The 19,745-nt window shown below is 44.8% G+C and carries 15 protein-coding genes; 8 read left to right on the top strand and 7 right to left on the bottom strand.

What is annotated here, in order from left to right:
• Window positions 1-41 precede the first annotated feature (41 nt).
• From ACTNC0_RS14110 to ACTNC0_RS14100, 3 genes are read left to right on the top strand one after another with little or no spacing between them, the layout of a single operon-like run.
• On the top strand, window positions 42-6,365 hold the full coding sequence (locus tag ACTNC0_RS14110) for a DEAD/DEAH box helicase (protein WP_441087878.1): 6,324 nt from the start codon (window positions 42-44) through the stop codon (window positions 6,363-6,365).
• A 3-nt stretch (window positions 6,366-6,368) separates the two neighbouring features.
• Window positions 6,369-8,471, top strand: coding sequence for a UvrD-helicase domain-containing protein (locus tag ACTNC0_RS14105; RefSeq protein ID WP_441087877.1), 2,103 nt, complete (start codon window positions 6,369-6,371; stop codon window positions 8,469-8,471).
• Window positions 8,472-8,483: 12 nt separating this feature from the next.
• Complete coding sequence (locus ACTNC0_RS14100) at window positions 8,484-9,605, top strand: hypothetical protein (protein WP_441087876.1); 1,122 nt, start codon at window positions 8,484-8,486, stop codon at window positions 9,603-9,605.
• A 49-nt stretch (window positions 9,606-9,654) separates the two neighbouring features.
• Here ACTNC0_RS14100 and ACTNC0_RS14095 read toward each other — a convergent pair whose 3' ends face one another.
• The 7 genes from ACTNC0_RS14095 to ACTNC0_RS14065 all read right to left on the bottom strand — a co-directional run bounded on the left by ACTNC0_RS14095 (window position 9,655) and on the right by ACTNC0_RS14065 (window position 14,345).
• Complete coding sequence (locus tag ACTNC0_RS14095) at window positions 9,655-11,640, bottom strand: DNA polymerase (RefSeq protein WP_441087875.1); 1,986 nt, start codon at window positions 11,638-11,640, stop codon at window positions 9,655-9,657.
• Between the two features lie 57 nt (window positions 11,641-11,697).
• Complete coding sequence (locus ACTNC0_RS14090; RefSeq protein ID WP_441087874.1) at window positions 11,698-11,889, bottom strand: hypothetical protein; 192 nt, start codon at window positions 11,887-11,889, stop codon at window positions 11,698-11,700.
• A gap of 50 nt (window positions 11,890-11,939) precedes the next feature.
• Window positions 11,940-12,119: a hypothetical protein gene (locus ACTNC0_RS14085; RefSeq protein WP_283229582.1), complete on the bottom strand. Its 180-nt coding sequence runs from the start codon at window positions 12,117-12,119 to the stop codon at window positions 11,940-11,942.
• A 69-nt stretch (window positions 12,120-12,188) separates the two neighbouring features.
• Window positions 12,189-12,752, bottom strand: a complete 564-nt coding sequence (locus ACTNC0_RS14080; protein ID WP_441035320.1) for a DUF2815 family protein — start codon at window positions 12,750-12,752, stop codon at window positions 12,189-12,191.
• Window positions 12,753-12,768: 16 nt separating this feature from the next.
• Window positions 12,769-13,902 (bottom strand): DUF2800 domain-containing protein, encoded by a 1,134-nt coding sequence (locus tag ACTNC0_RS14075; protein ID WP_441087873.1) that lies wholly within the window; start codon window positions 13,900-13,902, stop codon window positions 12,769-12,771.
• Window positions 13,895-14,197, bottom strand: coding sequence for a DNA ligase (locus ACTNC0_RS14070; RefSeq protein WP_441087872.1), 303 nt, complete (start codon window positions 14,195-14,197; stop codon window positions 13,895-13,897). The genes ACTNC0_RS14075 and ACTNC0_RS14070 overlap by 8 nt, the downstream gene beginning before the upstream one ends.
• Complete coding sequence (locus tag ACTNC0_RS14065) at window positions 14,181-14,345, bottom strand: hypothetical protein (RefSeq protein WP_441087871.1); 165 nt, start codon at window positions 14,343-14,345, stop codon at window positions 14,181-14,183. Before ACTNC0_RS14065 ends, ACTNC0_RS14070 begins: the two co-directional genes overlap by 17 nt.
• 268 nt (window positions 14,346-14,613) lie before the next feature.
• Here ACTNC0_RS14065 and ACTNC0_RS14060 point away from each other — a divergent pair, with 268 nt between their 5' ends.
• The 5 genes from ACTNC0_RS14060 to ACTNC0_RS14040 all read left to right on the top strand — a co-directional run bounded on the left by ACTNC0_RS14060 (window position 14,614) and on the right by ACTNC0_RS14040 (window position 19,703).
• Window positions 14,614-16,902, top strand: a complete 2,289-nt coding sequence (locus ACTNC0_RS14060; protein ID WP_441087870.1) for a phage/plasmid primase, P4 family — start codon at window positions 14,614-14,616, stop codon at window positions 16,900-16,902.
• A gap of 204 nt (window positions 16,903-17,106) precedes the next feature.
• A complete protein-coding gene (locus tag ACTNC0_RS14055; protein ID WP_302600721.1) occupies window positions 17,107-17,385 on the top strand; it encodes a VRR-NUC domain-containing protein in 279 nt (92 codons plus the stop codon).
• The gene (locus ACTNC0_RS14050; RefSeq protein WP_441087869.1) at window positions 17,366-18,754 is read left to right on the top strand and encodes an SNF2-related protein; all 1,389 of its coding nucleotides are present in this window, start codon (window positions 17,366-17,368) and stop codon (window positions 18,752-18,754) included. The genes ACTNC0_RS14055 and ACTNC0_RS14050 overlap by 20 nt, the downstream gene beginning before the upstream one ends.
• A gap of 61 nt (window positions 18,755-18,815) precedes the next feature.
• Window positions 18,816-19,235: a DUF1492 domain-containing protein gene (locus tag ACTNC0_RS14045; RefSeq protein WP_441087868.1), complete on the top strand. Its 420-nt coding sequence runs from the start codon at window positions 18,816-18,818 to the stop codon at window positions 19,233-19,235.
• 114 nt (window positions 19,236-19,349) lie between these two features.
• Window positions 19,350-19,703: an HNH endonuclease gene (locus ACTNC0_RS14040; protein ID WP_441087914.1), complete on the top strand. Its 354-nt coding sequence runs from the start codon at window positions 19,350-19,352 to the stop codon at window positions 19,701-19,703.
• Window positions 19,704-19,745 lie beyond the last annotated feature (42 nt).

The raw sequence follows: 19,745 nt of genomic DNA, 5'->3' as shown, positions 1-19,745 counted from the left end.
ATTTAATGTAACAAAAGGAATAACAAAGGAGGCTATGCAGTATGTTACCTTCCATACTTGCCAAGCAGTTGGAAAAAGGAATCGGGGACTATATAGAAACCACATTCCCGATGACAAATGAACCTTTCAGGGGCTCTGTAAGAAATATGCTGGAGACAAAGGATTCAGTTTACCATGAACCCTATGTATCTGTGCGCCTTCCTTTCCGGGTGGCAGAGAATATGCCGGGCTGCTTCGAGGCAATCCATCCTGCATACCTCCCGTATGTGCACCAGGATACAGCTTTTCAGAGACTGACCGGAGATGATGGACAATCCACTTTGATCGCAACAGGAACAGGTTCCGGTAAGACGGAGTGTTTCCTGTATCCTATTCTTGAATACTGTTATCAGCATCGTGGCGAGAATGGCATTAAAGCCCTCATAATTTATCCGATGAATGCACTGGCGACGGATCAGGCCAGGCGTATCGCAGGCCTTATTCACAAAAGCCCAGAGCTTAGGGGCAACGTGACTGTTGGTATGTATGTGGGTGGCCGGGAGCATACTCCGAGCCGCATGATGAGCGAAGACAATGTCATTACAGACCATGAGACATTGCTTAATACGCCACCGGATATCCTGATGACGAACTATAAGATGCTGGATTACCTGCTTGTTCGTCCGAAGGATGCCGGACTCTGGAAAGATAACGCACCGGATACACTGAAATATATCGCTGTCGATGAGTTACATACTTTTGATGGTGCACAGGGCACAGATCTTGCCTGCCTGCTTCGACGTCTGAAATCACGTCTGTGGACACCGGCAGGCTATCTTTGCTGCATCGGAACATCTGCAACTATGGGCTCCAAGGATAACGGTAAAGGAATCCTGGAATATGCATCGGAGATCTTTGGAGAACCATTCGAGGAGAATGCGGTTATCACGGAAGATAGACTTTCACCGGCAGAGTTTTTTGCAGATTCTGATATCACGGACTTTACTATTCCATCGGATGAGCAAGTCAAGAAACTCAACACTTTAACTCAGCAGGATGATGAGGAGGCTTATATAGTTGAGGCGGTAAAGGCTTGGATGAATCTTCCGGATACCGATATTTCGACACCAGAGGGAAAGATCGCTTTAGGAAAACAGTTGATGCATCACAGCTTTACGCAGGCGATGATTTCCTTCATAAAGGGGAATTATTATCAAGTATCATCAATCGTTGATGAGTTACAGGTCAATTATCCTGCACTGAAAGAGATGGAAGACCCGGCAGAGGCTGTAAACGCGCTTCTGGCGCTTATTTCCTATGCCAGAACAGGATCCACGGAAAGCCTGCGGCCTTTCCTAAATGTTCAGGTTCAGCTTTGGATGAGAGAACTGCGTCGTCTGGTGGCAAAGGTGTCCCCGAAAATGGTCACATACTCAATCGCGCATGATTTGAATACACAACAGGCGAAGCAATATCTACCCGTGGTAAACTGCCGTGATTGCGGAGCTACCGGATGGACATCGATATTAAGCGAGCGTATGAATGCTACCATAACAAGCCTGGAGGCATTCTATAACCTGTATTTTAAAGCGGATGAGAAGATTGTAATGATGTTCCCTCATAAGGAAAGCGATCGTCCGTGGGGATTTATAGAAGCTCAATTATGCCCTGAGTGCTTGCAGGTAAAGATTGGCGAGGACGCATCTGCATCATGCGACAATTGTGGAGCTGATACGGTAAAAGTCCTGATCCCGAATCCAGTTAAGACCTCAGGTTCTAAAAATCATAAGCAGTTTGTGTGCCCGTTCTGCGGATCAAGGCGAGGCATCTCCCTGATGGGTCTTCGGAGCGCTACGGAGATCAGTACGAGCATCTCACAGCTGTTTGCATCAAAATTCAATGATGACAAAAAGACACTGGCATTTTCTGACAATGTCCAGGATGCTGCACATCGTGCTGGATTCTTTAATGCAAGAACATGGAGATTTGGCTTTAGAAGCGCACTGCAGCGCTATGTAGAGAACGGTGGTGCAGGAAAGTCGCTTGCCGATTTCACAAAAGGGTTCATCGATTACTGGCATGATCAGATGGACGATGAAAGCTTTGTCAGTTTCTTCATTGCTCCGAATATGACCTGGATGCGTGCCTATGAGGAAATGATCCAGAATCGTAAGCTGGGTAAGGATGCGCTTGCCAAAAAATTGATGTCAGATATAGAAAAAAGAATCTCCTATGAGATCATGCTTGAGTATGGACTTACAAGTCGCATCGGACGAACACTGGAGAAGTCCAGCTGCTCCTGCCTGTCATTCATGGAAGAAGAACTACTTGAGGTTGCCGGGAATGTACATGAGCGAGTGACCAATGAAATCGGGTCGCTGCCGAACACCTCTGCGAAGCGATATGAACAGATGGTTGCGGGCTATGTAAATATTCTGCGACAGAATGGTGCATTTGATGATGATGCATTCTATCTGTTTTTGAAAGAAAACGGAAACACCTATCTGCTTTCCAACGATCGGGTGAGCTGGATGCCCGGAAGGCAGTCTGGAAGAAATACTCCGCGATTTATATTTAAACAGAATAATCCCACAGGAAAACGGAACTTCAATTTCGATACTGTAGCAGAGAGAAAATATACGGATTGGATTTCTTCGTGCTGCGATGAATTTATGATCGAGCCATCGACTTTTACTATGATCAGCCAGATCATTCTGGAGGAATTGGTGAAGTCCGGTCTGGTGGTAACGATTCAGATTGCTCCGGACTATGTGGTCTATGGCTTGGATAAGGATCGTGTATATATCACTGATAAGGTGATTCAGCTTAAGTGCGATACTTGTGGAATCGGCCATGCTGTTTCTGAAGAGAATAAGGATTTATGGGAAGGAGCGCCTTGCACAAGAAGCGTTTGCAACGGCTCTTTCGAAACATCAGAGAATGATGAGTTGGATTATTACGGAAAGCTTTTCACATCCGGTGATATCGCCAGGATAAATGCTAAGGAGCACACCGGCCTACTGGAGAGGGATGACAGAGAGGCTCTGGAGGTAGATTTCAAGCGGAGTAAGGATGGACAGAAGGTCTGGGATCCGAATGTTCTGTCCTGTACACCGACACTTGAAATGGGTATCGATATCGGTGACCTTTCCACCGTCATTCTTTGCAGTATGCCACCGGCTCAGGCACAATTCCTGCAGCGTACCGGTCGTGCAGGGCGTAAAGATGGAAATGCATTGACGCTGGCGGTCGCAGCTGCAAGACCGCATGATCTTTACTTTTATGCGGATCCGTTGGATATGATGGAGGGCAATGTACAGCCACCTAAGATCTTCCTGAAGGCGTCTGCTGTTTTGGAGCGTCAGTTTGTTGCTTACTGCATGGATTCCTGGGTGAAGCGCGGGGTGCCGGAACAGTCAATTCCTAAAAACATAGGAATTATTCTTGGAAAATTAGAGAACCATCCGATGGATATGTTCCCGTTTAATTTCCTTAGCTATGTGCAGAATAACCTTACACATCTGCTGAATTCCTTCATCCAGCTGTTTGTTCAGTACCTGGATGATACGGCAAAGCAGGAACTGAAAGAATTTGCCCAAGGAGACCGTCTCAAAAAGAGTCCGATGCATATGAGCATCCTTGAAGCTTTTGAGGCAATGAAAAAGCAGAGGGATTCTTTGTCGGCAAGTATTAAGCAACTGAAGGATATGGTGAAGGATCTGGAAAGCAAGCCAAAAGATTCTTCCTATGAGGATGAGATAAAGGAACTGAAGGCAGAGCAGGCAGCTCTCATCAACGTGTTAAAGGAACTGAACAAGAAGGATGTGTTCAATTTCCTGTCGGATGAAGGCCTGCTTCCGAACTATGCCTTCCCGGAGGCCGGAATCATTCTGAAAGCCGTCCTGTATCGTAAGGACGAGGCAGATACCGGCGAAGGTGAAGCAAAGAAAAAATATAGAAAATCTGTTTATGAATACAGCCGCAGCGCATCTGCAGCTATCAGTGAATTCGCGCCGAATAACAGCTTTTACGTTGATGGAAGAAAGCTGACTATTGATCAGATTGATCTGACCAGCTCCCAGTCCGCAAAGTGGAGATTGTGTCCGAACTGTTCTCATGCGCAGATTGAAGAGGCTGGAAAGAATACTGCATGCTGTCCGCAGTGCGGAAGCCCGGCATGGGCGGATTCCGGACAGGTTCGCAACATGTTGAAAGTGCAGATGGTCTATTCCAACATGGATTATACCAAGAGCCTTATATCGGATGAAAGCGATGACAGGTCAAACGTATTCTACTGTAAGCAGCTGCTGGTAGACGTAGACGAAGACCATGATATTTCAAGCGCTTACCAGATGGATAATGAAGAGTTTGCATTCGGTTATGAGTTTGTAAAGAAGGCTACTCTCAGGGAGATCAACTTCGGTGAAAGCGACATGGTGGGAGAAAAACTTTCTGTGTCCGGTGTTGAGGATGTAAGAAAGGGCTTCAAAATCTGTAAATACTGTGGAAAGATCCAGCCAGATCACGGGAAGGAAGTGCATACGTTCTACTGCAAGACAAGGAAGATGCCTGCATTCAGCAATGATCCCTTTGAAGAGTGTTTATTCCTTTATCGCGAGTTTGCAACAGAGGCGCTGCGTATTCTGATTCCGGCCACAACAATGGATTCTTCCAATGTACGGACAGAGTCATTTACAGCCGCTTTCATGCTTGGAATGAAGGAATACTTCGGCAATGTGGATCACTTGCGTGCAACAGTCAGTGAGGTTCCGGTTCCTGATGCTGATTATCGGAAGCAGTACCTTGTAATATATGATTCCGTTCCTGGTGGTACGGGATATTTGAAGCAGTTGATGAACGAAAAGAATTCGCTCATCGACATCTTTGAACGTGCACTTCAGAAGCTGGAGCAGTGTTCCTGCAAGGAAGATCCACAGAAGGATGGCTGCTATCACTGCCTGTATGCTTACAGGCAGAGCCAGAATATCGGCAATATATCACGAAGCACGGCAATCCGAATCCTGCGTTCTATTTTGAGTGGAAAAGACAATCTGACAAAGATAGAAAAACTGGCCAGCGTTCCCGTCAATTCCTTGTTTGACAGTGAATTGGAGCGACGGTTTGTAGAAGCTCTTGCTCAGATGGGGAATGAGAACCGTAAGGTGGATATTTCCAAGTCGCTTATTTCAGGCAAGGAAGGATACATATTAAAGATCAATGATCAGACATGGGAGATTGAACCCCAGGTATTACTTGATGCGACTCAGGGTGTCAAAGTAAGCTGCAAGCCGGACTTTATTATTAGCCCTGTCGGAAAATCAGACAAGCTTCCGGTAGCTATCTTCACAGATGGGTTTATCTATCATAAGGATAAAGTTGCAGACGATACCTTAAAGCGAGAAGCGATCCGGAGAAGTGGTAGATTTCGTGTATGGAGCCTCAGCTGGAGAGACGTACAATCTGTGTTTACGCAGCAGGGAGATTATTTCACCCCGACATTAACTTATGAGAAGATGCCGTCCGGTGCAAAGATGTATCAGCCCACAATCAGTGCGGCTAAAGCAGATGCATTAAGACCGAATAAAATGTCCACTATGGAACTTCTGATGAGATATCTGGAACTGGATGGATCTGATAAGTTATTTGCAGCGCATGCGCACGGCATATCGCTGTCGCTTCTAGAACCGACTAAGGCAGCAAGTTCTATAGATTTCATCAATTGGAACGATGTTACCGGAAAGGTGAACGGGCAGACTCATTATACGGAAGATGATTTTGTACAGCCGGGAACGTTCTTCGGAACATGGATTCCGCGGAGTGATAATACCCATCTTTACATGTATGCCGGGATTCTGGCAGCTAAGATGAAGGCCGACAGAAATGCAGCTGTTTCAGTGTGTGCTGTACTGGATGATCGTAAAGATTCCAGAACAGATAAGTATGAACAGGAATGGAATGGTTTCTGGCAGTTTTCCAATCTGATGCAGTTTGATGAACAGTTCATTGCTGTATGCTACACAGGACTGGACAATCAGACGTATTCAGCATTACCTAAAGGTAAGGTGGAGACCGCAGCAGAGGATGTTGCGCCGACTGAAGTATCTGTGGAAGCCTGGGATGAGATTAAGTCTATGCTGTTTGATGATATCAGCAAGAGTATTGCCGATGAATGTAAAACACGTGGTATTCCTGCTCCTGAAGAAGCTGGTTATGAGCTGGCAGATGCATCCGGAGAAGTCATTGCTGAAATAGAGCTAGCGTGGATTGAGAAGAAGATAGGATTTATGACCGAAGATCAGGCAGAAGATATTGAAAAGGCCAAAGCTTCAGGTTGGAAGATATTTACCGTATCGGATGAAATAGATGATACGTTTAAGGAGGTGTGATAGATGGAGGCAGCAGCAAAGGTAGCTATATCCGCAGATTTCCTGACTGCATTTGCAGCATTGCCGAGGCAGATCCAGGGGAAAGTTACGGAGTTTATCAATAAGTTCCGTAATAATCCTCAGTCTCCGGGAATCAACTATGAGAAGATCAATGGCGGTATGGATAAAAAAATCTGGTCTGTACGGATCGATGATACCTACCGTGGGATTACTGTAAGACAGCCTGAGACAGGTGTTTATCTGCTTCTGTGGGTTGACCATCATGATGAGGCTTATGATTGGGCACGGAATAAAAAATGCGAGATCAATCCTAAGACCGGTGCTATTCAGGTATTTGATATCGTGACAACACCGGTTGTGGAGCCTGCAGCACAGGACTTTGTACTGTTTGCGGGACTCACGGACGAAGGGCTGATTGAGCTTGGAGTTCCGGAAGAACAGATTCCTTTCGTGAGATCCATCGGAGATGCACAGGAGTTCTATGCTAAAAAGGCCAGCTTTGCCAGTGATACATTCGAGGCATTGTCCTGGGTGGTAGAAGGTATTCCTGTTGACGAGGTGATTGAGCTTTTCAAAGAAGAGAAAGAGGGCAGCAAACCTGCGGAAAATCTGGCAGATGCTCTGGAAAGCCCGTTGTCTTTGAAGTCCTTTGTTGTGGTTGAAGGGGAAGAAGAACTCCGTCGTATCATGGCAGAGCCGCTGGAGAAGTGGAGAGTGTTCCTTCATCCAACGCAGAGAAAAATCGTGAATAAAAACTATTCCGGTTCTGCAAGAGTTCTTGGCGGAGCAGGAACCGGAAAAACCGTTGTTGCAATGCACAGAGCCAAGCATCTGGCAGCAGGGCTGAAGGACAAGGAAAGAATTCTTTTTACCACCTATACAGCAAATCTTGCTTCAGACATAAAGGATAATCTGCGAAAGATCTGTACGCTGGATGAGATCAGAAGAATTGACGTGATCAATCTGGATGCGTGGGTATCTCAGTTCCTTCGTGAGCATGGATATCCGGCTGAGATTGCCTATGATGAAAAGGCGGACAACCTCTGGGAAGAAGCTGTGACAGGAACGGACTTTTCCGGGGAGTTTCCTGTGAGCTTCTATGAAGAAGAATATAATCGCGTAGTTGTAGCACAGGAGGCTTTCTCGTTAGAGAAATATGTTAAGGCAAGTAGAACCGGTCGTGGTACCAGACTCGATAGAAAAAAGAGAATGCAGATATGGAAGGTGTTTGAAGCTTACCAGAATCTGATGAAGGAAAACCAGGTACGTGATATCAATACAGCTATGTATGAGTGCAGGCTGTTAATAGAAAAAACATCCTCAGAGACACGGTATAAGCACGTTATTGTCGATGAGGGACAGGATCTCAGCGCTAATGCGTTTCGTTTGCTCAGGTCGATTGCTGGCGAAGAACACGAGAACGATATCTTTATAGTCGGCGATGCGCACCAGAGGATTTATAAAAACAAAGCCGCTCTGTCAAAGTGTGGAATCAATATCAGAGGAAGAAGCAGTGTCCTGAGAATCAATTACAGAACAACGGAAGAGATTCGGAAGGCAGCATTTGCTTTACTGAATGGAATATCCTTTGATGACCTTGACGATTCCTTCGACACCGGGGACCGTTGTCAGTCCCTTACGCATGGATCAGTTCCGGAGATAATTGCTACAACGAATGCAAATGAGGAATTTGATGCAATACTGACAAAAGTCAAAGGATTGATCGATGGCGGTGTGTTGGCAAAAAATATCTGTGTTGTCGCCAGGACGCACAGATTGCTGGATGACTATATCGCTCATTTTACTTCGAGTGGGATCCGCTGTTATGAAATCAAGGGAAATAAGGCGGATGATCGTGGTCTGGATGGGATCCGTGTTGCCACGATGCACAGAGTTAAGGGACTGGAATTCCAGTATGTGTTTGTTGTAGCGGCTAACAACAGGATTATTCCATTAGCTTCAGCGATTGATCATACGGATGCCGTCAGTGAACAGGAAACAATGACAGCTGAAAAGTGTCTGCTATATGTGGCGCTGACAAGAGCTCAAAAGGGTGCTTATATCAGCGGGTACGGGAAGATGTCAGAGTTCTTGCAGGGAAAATAGAGAGGTGTTTTGATGGCAAGTAAAACCACTTATTCCGAAACCCTTCGAAATCCGTATACAGGAGAGATAGCAGAGATAACGGCTACTACTGAAAATGCACTGCAGAATAAAATAGATAAGCAGGTTAAGATCTGGGAAAAAGAGCAGGCAGAGTGGGAGCATCAGCAGCATGTTAACAATCAGTATCAATATGTTCAGGAAATTGATCAAGAAAACTGGGAGAGGCTGAACAATCTAAAATATCGTATGCTTTCCTACATAAAACGGTGGGCACCTTATCGGTATTATGAGGGATTAAAAAGAAAAAGGAACTATTCGCAGATCCAAGCACCACCTACAATCAAAGATATTTCTAAGGAATTAAAGGTTCCCAAAAAGATTGATATTTGGGAATTCTTTTCAGATGAACGTAAGAATAAACGTAATGCTGCGGAGAAGAAAGCTGAAGAAGTCCTTCAAAAGAGGATGAAAGAATATAAAGAACATGCAGCAGCATATGACAAGAAGAGTGCCGAATTCAATCAAGAAATTGATAATCGACATCAGTTAATGCGTGATGGCAATCAAAAAGAAATTGTTGATTTCTTCACATGGGTTATAGGACAGGACTGTGAATACTTGCAAGGCTATTATATCGGATTTAGGAATGATAAATATTTGCACTATGATCCAAAATTAAAGCTATTGGCGATTGATATTGAGATGCCTGCCAAGCATAGAATTCCTGATGTAGAATCTTTTCAATATGAGGAAAAGAAAGACAATATCAAAGCAAACAGAATGACACAAGCGAATTACAAATCCTTTTATAACCATGTAATTTGTGATCTAGCGCTTCGTATAATAAGCGTAGTTTATGAATCGGACGAATATAGCTTGGTTGCTAGCGTTGTTATTAATGGATACAGAATATATCTTGATCGGAGTAGAGGAAAACACATTAATGACTGTATCATTAGTGTGAATATTAGCCGTGAAGAATATGATGAAATCTATCTTCGAAATGCAGATGGTGAAGAGGTAATTCGCAGAGTCAGCAAAAATGTTCCTGGAGATATGACGTCAGAGCCAATAGGGGTTAAGCCATTATTCGATAGCGGTAATTTAAATGTATATTATATAAGTGAAAGATAGTGTTAAGCGGCTTACCAGAAGCGAGTTCCGGTAGGCCGCTATTTTCATGTCAGTCTTTTTTATAAAAATTGGTCTCATACCCATCGCCTCTGATCAGGATGTCTGGCATCCAGTCGGGAGATTGCCCCATGACAGAAGTGATGCTACTAACTTCAGTATTTTCAGGACATTCGATAATAAGCTCATCATGGACATGACCACATATCTGCTGGTCAGAGAGATTGTGCATAGCATAGCAGAGAAGGTCTCTGGAAACTGCCTGCACGATATTTTCCACAAATTTCGGACCATAGGATTCGATGCGTTCCCATTTCTTGGTGGAGCCAATGCCTTCGTAGGTGACGGACTCACCACCGAATCTGTTTTCGCCAATTTTAGGCTTAACATAGCTGAGCATTCGACCGGAAGGAAGCTTGATGAAGAGCGTACCGCTTCTGTAACAAAAATGGATTCCGTTTACATCAGTAGGAATGCGTTGCTTGATGGCTGTTTTTACTGCATTATCGACATTCCACCAGAAGGTTGTAATCATAGGATTGGAATTACGCCAGGAATCTACCAGTGGCTGTAATTCTTCCTCTGTTAATCCCATCTCCAAGGCTCCCATAGATTTCAGAGCACCTACAGAACCGCCATATCCAAGTGCAAGTTCTGCGATTTTACCCTTCTGTCTGAGGTGGGAATTCACACCGTGCTTTTCAACCGGAACTCCAAACATCTGGCTGGCTGATGCACAGTAGATATCTTTTCCTTCGGCAAATACTTTGGAACGCCAGGCTTCACCGGCAAGGTGTGCAAGTACTCTGGCTTCAATAGCAGAGTAGTCGCTTACGATGAATTTGTATCCTGGTCTTGCGATGAAGGCAGTACGAATAAGCTGAGATAAAGTATCCGGGATATCATCATAAAGCATTTCCATAGTATCATAATCACCGGTATGAACCAGTTCACGAGCTTCCGCTAGATCGGGCATATGGTTCTGCGGCAGATTCTGCAGCTGTATGAGTCGGCCAGCCCATCTGCCTGAGCGGTTGGCTCCATAGAACTGGAACATACCGTGAGCACGACCATCTTTACAGACGGCATTCTGCATTGCCTGGTATTTTTTAACGGAGGATTTGGCAAGCTGAAGTCTGAGTTTTAGGGCTTCTGCAATATTACCATCGGTTTCTTTTATCAGCCCGGAAACATCCTTCTTACCAAGGGATTCTGTCTCCACGCCATTGTCAGAGAGCCATTGTTTTATCTGGACGACACTGTTGGGATTGTCAAGGTTCGTGATATTCTGCATTGCTACCATAAGAGATGATTTGGATTTTTCATCAAATGCGATTGCATTCTTTACCACATCCATATCCAGCATAATTCCCCGGTCATTGATTTCCTGATCGATGTGATACTCATTCCATATAGAATCCGGAACCGGGAATTTAGATAATCTCTGTTTGATGGAAAGTTCTACCTCAACATCTCTGCGATTGTAGGATTTGAAAATTTCCCATTTATCCGGTGCATGTTCCGGTAGATTTCTGGTTCTGCCACCGTTCGCCTTGGTAGGTTTGCAAGGGCAGCAGAAGTATTTGACTAAATTCTTGCCTTCCTTCATTTTCTGATCCTGAAGCTTCAGGACTGCACCAACAGCTTCCAGTGAGAGCGGTAGGCCCATATAGGCTGACCAAATCATGGTGCATTTCCAAGAGGATGGCTTCAGATAGTTGTGTACAGGATCATCCTCTGAATTGTAGGATTTGAAATATTCGGGATGATGCTTCCGAAGCCAGTTGGACAAACAGACTCTTTCGAAGGAGGCGTTAAAAGCCCATTTTGTTATATTTTCATCAGATAGTGCTTCCAGGATTTCTGTTGGTATTTCATCACCTGCAGTAAGGTCATAGACTACTACTGGCCCATTATCAACAGAAAGGCCGAAGAGAAGGATCTCAAAATGATCAGACTCAGCGTATTTGTAGGCTCCGCACTTGGAGATATCAACATCGCTATAGGTCTCTAAATCGATTGACAATTCTTTTATCATAATCTTTTTCCTTTACAAAAACGGCAGCGGCACTTTGTAGGTACCGCCGCCTGGTGATTAGTTCTTGTCAGTTTCTTCAGTTTTTGGCTTGAACCACTTTGGACAGAGCCAGTGGAGGAAGCGTTTTACTACGCCGAGGAACCAACGCCAAACTGCTATTACGATCATCATCCAGAAGCAAAAGCAGATGCCGAAAAGAGTTCCATCAATAAGTGCATTCATAAATTCATTCAATAATTCTTTTGTCATAGGTTGTCACCTGGCCCTTTCTTAAATAGTGAGATAGAAATGTTCAAAAGTTAGTCGTTCTGCTTGTCAGGCAAGCTTTTCATGCGTTTCGCATGATATTCCAGGTCGCGCTTTTCACGCTTCTTTTCATAGATTATTCCCTGGATAGTAGAGAGGAGTAAGGATATTCCTGTGCTTCCCCAAATAATAAGAAGTGCGATTGCCAGAATTAGTTCCATAGCTGTTTTCATAATTTTTCACCATACCTTCCTTTGAATTGGCGGCAGGCTTGTCCTACCGCCTTAGTTGTCATGTAGTTATTAGGAGAGGAAATCATCATCTTCCTCAGTGTCGAAATCATCCTCAGCACGAGATTTACCACCGAGAGGCTCACCGTCGCGAATCTTCTGGAGATTGTTGAGACCGCAGGCAATGCCCTTATTACCATTGCTGTTGAAGGCATAGAGATTAATGCTGGCTCTTCCATATACTCCGGAATACACTTCGGATCTCTCAAGGATAGGCTGACGGTCTGCATCTACGATGCCAGGTGCGGTAGCACTGTTGGCATTGATGAAGTAAGCATTTGCATAAGCAGGGTCATCAGGTCTCTCCAAATCACCATCACGAAGAGGTGTCTTGAGAACAGAGAGGGCAGGAACAGTCTTGCCATTACCCTTGAGCTTGCTCTGACCTTCCTCATAGGCTGCTTCGATAGCCGCCTTAATCTTGTTTACAGTTACGGTGTCGGACTTGGGAATGATGAGGGAAACGCTGTATTTTGGTGCGCCTCCATTGATGCTCTTGGCATCCCATACATTCGCATAGCTCCAACGTGTGTTTACTCCTGTGATTACCTTTGTAGGGTTCTGAATTTTTGCCATAATATTGGTCCTCCTTTTACTCATTAAAGTCTTCTATTGCTGTATTCATTGCCGGCCTCTTATCAGATTCCGGTACCAATGCGGGTTTTCCAGGTGGCTTGTAGATAAGCCCACCTAAAAGTTCTTCGAATTTCTTCTTTCCGAGCAGTGTACTCATGGCGGTTACGCCAAGAAGCTTCTTTTCATACGGATCAAAACCTGCGTCCTTTACTTTGAAAGCGACAGCTTCTTCGTCGGTATATTTTCTGTTGGACCTTCCTTCCACGACCTTCCAGCCTTCGAAGTGGACTCCGGACTGTGCCTGCTGAAGGGCATATTCCTTGATGTCATTTCCCCAGGAAATCATTTCATCCACCTTTTCAAGGATCGCAGCGATTTCTGTATCATCCAGTGTGGCAGGCATTTCGAAATCATATTTTGCAAGATCCAGATTGTATTCTGCACGCTTGCGGCAGGTTGCCTTTACCTTGCAAAATTGGCAGTGGTCACCGGCTTTGAATTCGCCTTCTCCTACATATGCAAGCTGGGCAGTCGGTGCCAGAACTTCGTTGGCCCATTTCAGAAGGTTGTCTCTGCTGATGGTGTAGGTGCTGATGTTTTCGCGTCTCGGCTGGAAGATGGTTATCTTAATCTGATTGATATCGTAGATGTCTCCGAATACTTCCAAAGCACCTAAGGCGTAGCACATCATTTGGCTGTTGCCACCATGCTCATCATCACCGGCGCTTACGAGTACTCCAAGACCATGCTTGTAATCGATAATCTGTAGTACTTCATCAGCAACGATTACACAGTCACCGGTTCCGAAGCCGTTTTCAACCCAGCGGGAGAAATCCAGTCTCTGTTCAATCATGACCTGCGGATCCTTACAGAATTCCTTCGCTGCTTCAATCTGCTCTAATACATAGTTCCTGTATTCCTCAGCGCAGTTCTGCATTTCAGCATCGTAGTAGGTAAGATTCTCAGTCGGATCGATTACCTCTCTGCCAAGAGCCTTTTCTACCAGATAGGCACAAAGCTCATGGCAATCGGTTCCCTGCTGTGCATATTCGGATGCTTGATCCGGGATGTTGGCACAGAGCTTTGCGCTTGGCGGGCAGGCTAACCATCTGTGGCTGGCAGAGGCGGAGAGGTATGCGTGCTTAGGCATTTCCAATCACCTCTGCTTCCTTAAGAAGGGCGGCGTAATCCTTTGGATCAACCTGCTTTAACTGCTGTGCGCCGAATTTCTCCAGAAGCTCTTTGACTTCCTTCTTAAAGCCTGCAGCTGATTTTGCAGCAAGGATTCCGCGAACATCCTCCTTTGTATAGGATGGGGCAGTCTTTGCCGGGGCTTCTTCTGTAGATGAGAAGATTTCTTTTATTGCATTTGCGGCTTTGATCATTCCTTCACCGCAGGCAATCATTTCATCCAGCACCTGAGATAATTCACTCATTTTGCTCATTTTTGCTTCCTCCGTTTTCTTTATTCTGTTGTCTTAGATTGGCTGCCAGTCGCTTGGCTACTACGCTGATTGCGATGAGAGTATCTATGAGCTCTTCCTCAATCTGTGATGTGGCCTGCCGGCTATTATCAATCGTTTCTGTCTGCATCTGCAGCACCTCACTTTCCGAATGGCTTTGTTGCCTTTCTATCTTCCTAAGCGCATCTGGAAATCGTTTTTCCGGTCGGGGGAGAATTTTTTTGAAAAAAGTTTTGTAAATAGCCAGGCATTTTTCGCTTTATAAAAGGAAGTGATTCTGCTCTGGCTGATTTTTTGCAAATTATTTTTAACTCTGACCGGAAAAGTGAAGGTCAAACCCGCTTAGGAAGTTAGGAGAACTTGTAAGTTCTTACTTTGATAGAAACGAGGTTTGAAATATGCAGGTAACTATTTGTACAGCAAACTGCGTCGGTCAAGCCGGGAACTGTAGCTATCCTAACAAGGTGACGGTGGTCACGCCGGAGCAGCTGCAGGAAGCGGTGAAGAAGGATCATGTTTGCGCAGAGTTCAAAGGGAATTATCGAAGCATTGAGAATTTCATCAGATCAGATGTGATTGTCATGGATATCGATAATGACCACACAGAAGTACCGGCTGACTGGATTACTGCTGAAAAGCTGGAAGAGCTGTTTCCGAATGTGGAGTACTTGCTGGCACCGAGCCGCCATCATCTTTTAGATAAGGAAGGTAAGTCGGCGAGACCAAGGTATCACATGTATTTTCCTATTTCGGAAATAACGGATGCTTCTAGGTACGCCAATTTGAAGAAAGCAATTCAGAGTGCTTATGCCTTTTTTGATGGAAATGCTTTGGATGCAGCAAGATTCATATTTGGTGCTGAATGTGAAGAGGTGATTTTCCACGAAGGCTGGATGACGGTGGACGAAGAGGTGGAGGTCTCTGATATCGAAGAGGAAGACTTTGATTCGGAGATGCCAGATGGGAAGAGTTCCGGTCCTATTTTAGAAGGAAGCCGCAATAACACGATGAGCCGATTTGCCGGTCGTGTTTTGAAGCGGTACGGAGATACGGAAAAAGCACATGAAGCTTTTCTGGAGCACGCGAGAAAATGTGATCCACCGCTTCCGGATGCTGAGCTTAAGACTATCTGGAACAGTGCAGTGAAGTTTTTCAGGAAGAGCATTGTTACGCAGGACGGATATGTACCGCCTGATGAATATAATGCCGATTTCGAAGGTGCCACTTTAAAGCCAGAGGATTATTCAGATATTGGCCAGGCGAAGGTTCTTGTGCGTGAGTATGGCGATGAACTGAAGTACACAAGTGCAACAGATTTCCTCAGATTTGACGGGGACTGCTGGAGAGAGGATAAGCAGTTGGCGATTGGTGCAGTTGAGGAATTCTTAGATCTGCAGCTTCAGGATGCTATGGATGAGGTTGCCAGAGTAGAGAAGGCACTAGAGGATGCTGGTGTTCCAAAGGTTTCTATACAAGCAGGTCCGAAGGAGCTTCTTAAGGAAGTGGACGGGCAGCTGTTACTGCTGGTTTATATGCTCATGGGTGCACAGACATATCTGAAGTTTGTGCAGAAGAGACGTGATTATAAGTACATCGTATCCGCTGCCAATACCGCAAAGCCGATGATTGCGATTTCAGTCAGTGATCTGGATAAGGATGAGAATCTCATCAATACACCTTATGCAACCTTTGATTTGAGGAAAGGGCTTGCGGGAGAACAGCCTCACAATCCTGAGGATTTAATTACGAAGATTACAGCCTGTTCACCGGGAGAAGACGGAAAGCAGATATGGCTGGATGCCTTGAATCTTTTCTTTTGTAAGGATCAGAAACTCATCGATTATGTGCAGGAGACAGTTGGTATGGCTGCAATCGGTAAGGTGTATCAGGAGCATATGATTATTGCATACGGCGGTGGTGCCAATGGTAAGAGTACTTTCTGGAATACCATTTTCAGAGTCCTTGGTAATTATGCAGGTAAGCTTTCAGCGGAAGCACTCACCATGAACTGTAAGAGAAATGTGAAACCGGAGATGGCTGAGCTTAAAGGAAAAAGGCTCATTATTTCTTCTGAAATGGAAGAGGGTATGAGGCTTAATACGGCTGTGGTGAAGCAGCTTTGCTCTACGGATGAAATCCAGGCTGAAAAGAAGTACAAGGATCCCTTTTCCTTTGTTCCGTCACATACGCTGGTGCTTTATACAAATCATCTTCCGAAGGTGGGAGCTAATGATGATGGTATCTGGCGCAGGCTGATTGTTATTCCATTTAACGCAAAGATTACCGGTAAGAGCGATATCAAGAATTATGCAGATTACCTTTTCGAGCATGCTGGTCCTGCCATTATGAGTTGGATTATCGAAGGCGCGAAGAAGGCTATTGATAAGGAATTCCATACAGATCTTCCGGATGTAGTGGAAGCAGCGATTCAGGCATACCGTGAGGATAATGATTGGCTAGGCCAGTTCTTAGAGGAATGCTGTGAGATTGATCCGTCATATAAAGAAAAATCAGGCGAGCTGTACCAGGCTTATCGAGCCCATTGCATGCAAAACGGCGAATATATCCGCAGCACCACAGATTTCTATTCTGCAATGGACAAGGCTGGCTATAACCGAATTCGCAAGAATACCGGAGTGCAGGTCGTGGGACTTAAGCTTAAGGAAGGTCAGGATTTTCTGGGGTGATTGTGAAGGTCGCTGTGGCTGTATTCGCATTTGTAATCTGGAATATGGCTACACGACATACACTTTTAATCCTTTTTGTGTAGGTCGTTAACTTCTCTACATAAAAGTCTCTATAGAGAGAAATTTAATAAAAATCTGCTAAAGGGAGTTTTACGGAACGAGGTACTCGACCTGCACACCTTTTATGAATGATGGAGGCGTGCAATGCGTGAGAAATATATGGAACAGAAATTAGTTCGAGAGGTAAAGAAGCGAGGTGGCTTGTGTGAGAAATGGAATTCCGGTTCTTCAGGCTGGCCCGACCGAATTGTTTTATTACCTGATGGGAAAATCGGGTTCGTGGAGGTGAAGGCTCCCGGAGAGAAACCAAGAAAGCTTCAGGTTCACAGACATAATCAGCTTCGTGCTCTTGGATATAAAGTATTCGTCCTAGATGACCTGGGACAGATTGGAGGAATTATAGATGCAATACAAACCGCATGATTATCAGCAGTATGCAATCAATTATATATTGGGACATCCGATAGCAGCCGTAATACTTGGAATGGGACTTGGCAAGACCAGTATTACGTTGACAGCCATCGAGCAGCTTATGTATGACCGATTTGAGGTAAGTAAGGTTCTGGTGGTGGCTCCACTTCGAGTAGCAAGAAATACCTGGAGTGATGAGATCCATAAATGGGAGCATCTGAAACACCTGAGATATTCGATTGTTCTTGGGACAGCGGCAGATAGAAAGAAGGCACTGGTAGCAGATGCAGATATCTATGTGATTAACAGAGAAAATCTGCAATGGCTTGTAGAACAGAGTGGAGTTCCCTTTGACTTCGATATGGTGGTTCTGGATGAGCTTTCATCCTTTAAAAACTGGAACAGTAAACGATTTAAGGCTTTCATGAAGGTAAGACCAAAGGTGAAGAGAGTAATCGGTTTGACCGGTACACCTTCTTCCAATGGTTTGATGGATCTTTTTGCAGAATTCAAATGCCTTGATATGGGAGAGAGGCTTGGAAGATTTATCAGTCAGTATAGGGTGAATTATTTTGTGCCGGATCAGATGAATGGTCAGATTGTTTATTCCTACAGATTGAGAAAAGGTGCAGAGGAACAGATTTATGACAAGATATCGGATATTACGATTTCCATGAAGGCCTTGGATCATTTGAAGATGCCGGAGCTTATCAGTAATGAATATCCGGTTTATATGAGTGAGGCTGAGGAAGAACTGTATTCGAATATGGCAGAGGATTTGTTCTTGCCTTTGAAGGGCGGAGAAGTGACAGCGGCAAATGCGGCGGCACTATCCGGTAAGCTGATGCAGATGGCAAATGGTGCAGTGTATTCCGATGATGGAGATGAGATTCAGATACATGATCAGAAGCTGGATGCTTTGGAGGATTTGATTGAGGCTGCGAATGGGAAACCGGTAATGGTTGCGTATTGGTTCAAACATGATTTGGCCAGAATTATGAGAAGGTTATCTGAGAGGAAGATTCCTTTTGAAAAGCTTGATTCAGAGGAGAGTATCCGCAAATGGAATCGGGGAGAGCTTCCTGTAGCACTTATTCATCCTGCATCTGCAGGTCATGGGCTTAATCTTCAGGCAGGTGGAAATATGCTTATCTGGTTCGGGCTTACCTGGAGTCTTGAGCTATATCAGCAGACGGTAGCGAGATTATGGAGACAGGGACAGTCTGCAGAGACTGTTGTGGTACAGCATATCATTACTGCAGGTACTATTGATGAGCAGGTTATGAAGGTCTTGGAATCAAAGGATCGTACACAGTCAGCTTTGATCAATGCGGTAAAGGCTGAGATCAGGCGTTCGGCAGGTAGAAGAAAATCAGAGTAAATAAACGGCAATCAGAGTCAATCCGAGTCAATCCGAGGGAAAACATTTTTCGGAGGTGCTTATGACAGCAAAAGAATATTTGAGTCAGGCTTACAAGATTGATAACGATATCAACAGCAAGCTGGAGCAGGTAGCTTCTCTTCGTGATTTGGCAACCAAAGCAACAAGTACCATGTCAGATATGCCCGGAAGTCCAAACAGAAATATCCATAAGATGGAGGATGCCATTGTGAAGATCATTGCACTGGAGGATGAAATTAATTCCGATATTCATGAACTGATTTCTCTGAAGGCTGACATTACACATATGATAAAGCGGGTAGCAAACAGAGCAGAGAGAACAATTCTTGAGAAGAGATATTTGTGTTTTGATACATGGGAGCAGATATCCGTGGATATGGGTTACAGTATCCAGCATACCTTTAGGCTTCATGAAAAGGCTTTGAAAGAAATTGATGGATTTCTGAAAGTGGAGAGCTGATGTGATAGAATGAGAGTCTGTAAATATGATATTGTTATAATGCGGAAAGCAGAATATAGAAGAGCCTTGGGGAAGAAATTCTTCAGGGCTCTGGCTATGCATGGAGGTGTAACAGTGCCAAGCAAACCGAAGAAACCGTGTGCTTATCCGGGCTGTCCTGCATTAGTAACCGGACGGTACTGTGAGGAGCATGCAAGAAAGGTAAACAGTGACTATGAGAAATTCAGCAGAGATAAGCAGACCAAACGCCGTTATGGACGTGCGTGGAAGAGGATACGTGATAAGTATGCTTCTGAGCATCCGTTCTGTGAGCTGTGTTTTGAACGTGGACTTGCAGTTCCGGTGGAAGAGATTCACCACAAGAAGCCGTTGAGTGAAGGTGGCACACATGATCGGAGTAATCTGATTGCGTTGTGCAAGTCGTGTCATTCACAGATTCATGCGAAACGTGGGGATCGATGGGGCTAAGGTAGGGGGTATCGAAATCTCTACAGGCCTGTCTTCTATAGA

It is taken from the genome of Blautia sp. HCP3S3_B11 (assembly GCF_052064435.1).
Taxonomy (GTDB): Bacteria; Bacillota; Clostridia; order Lachnospirales; family Lachnospiraceae; genus Blautia_A.
This window is presented reverse-complemented; position numbering and strand designations above follow the sequence as displayed.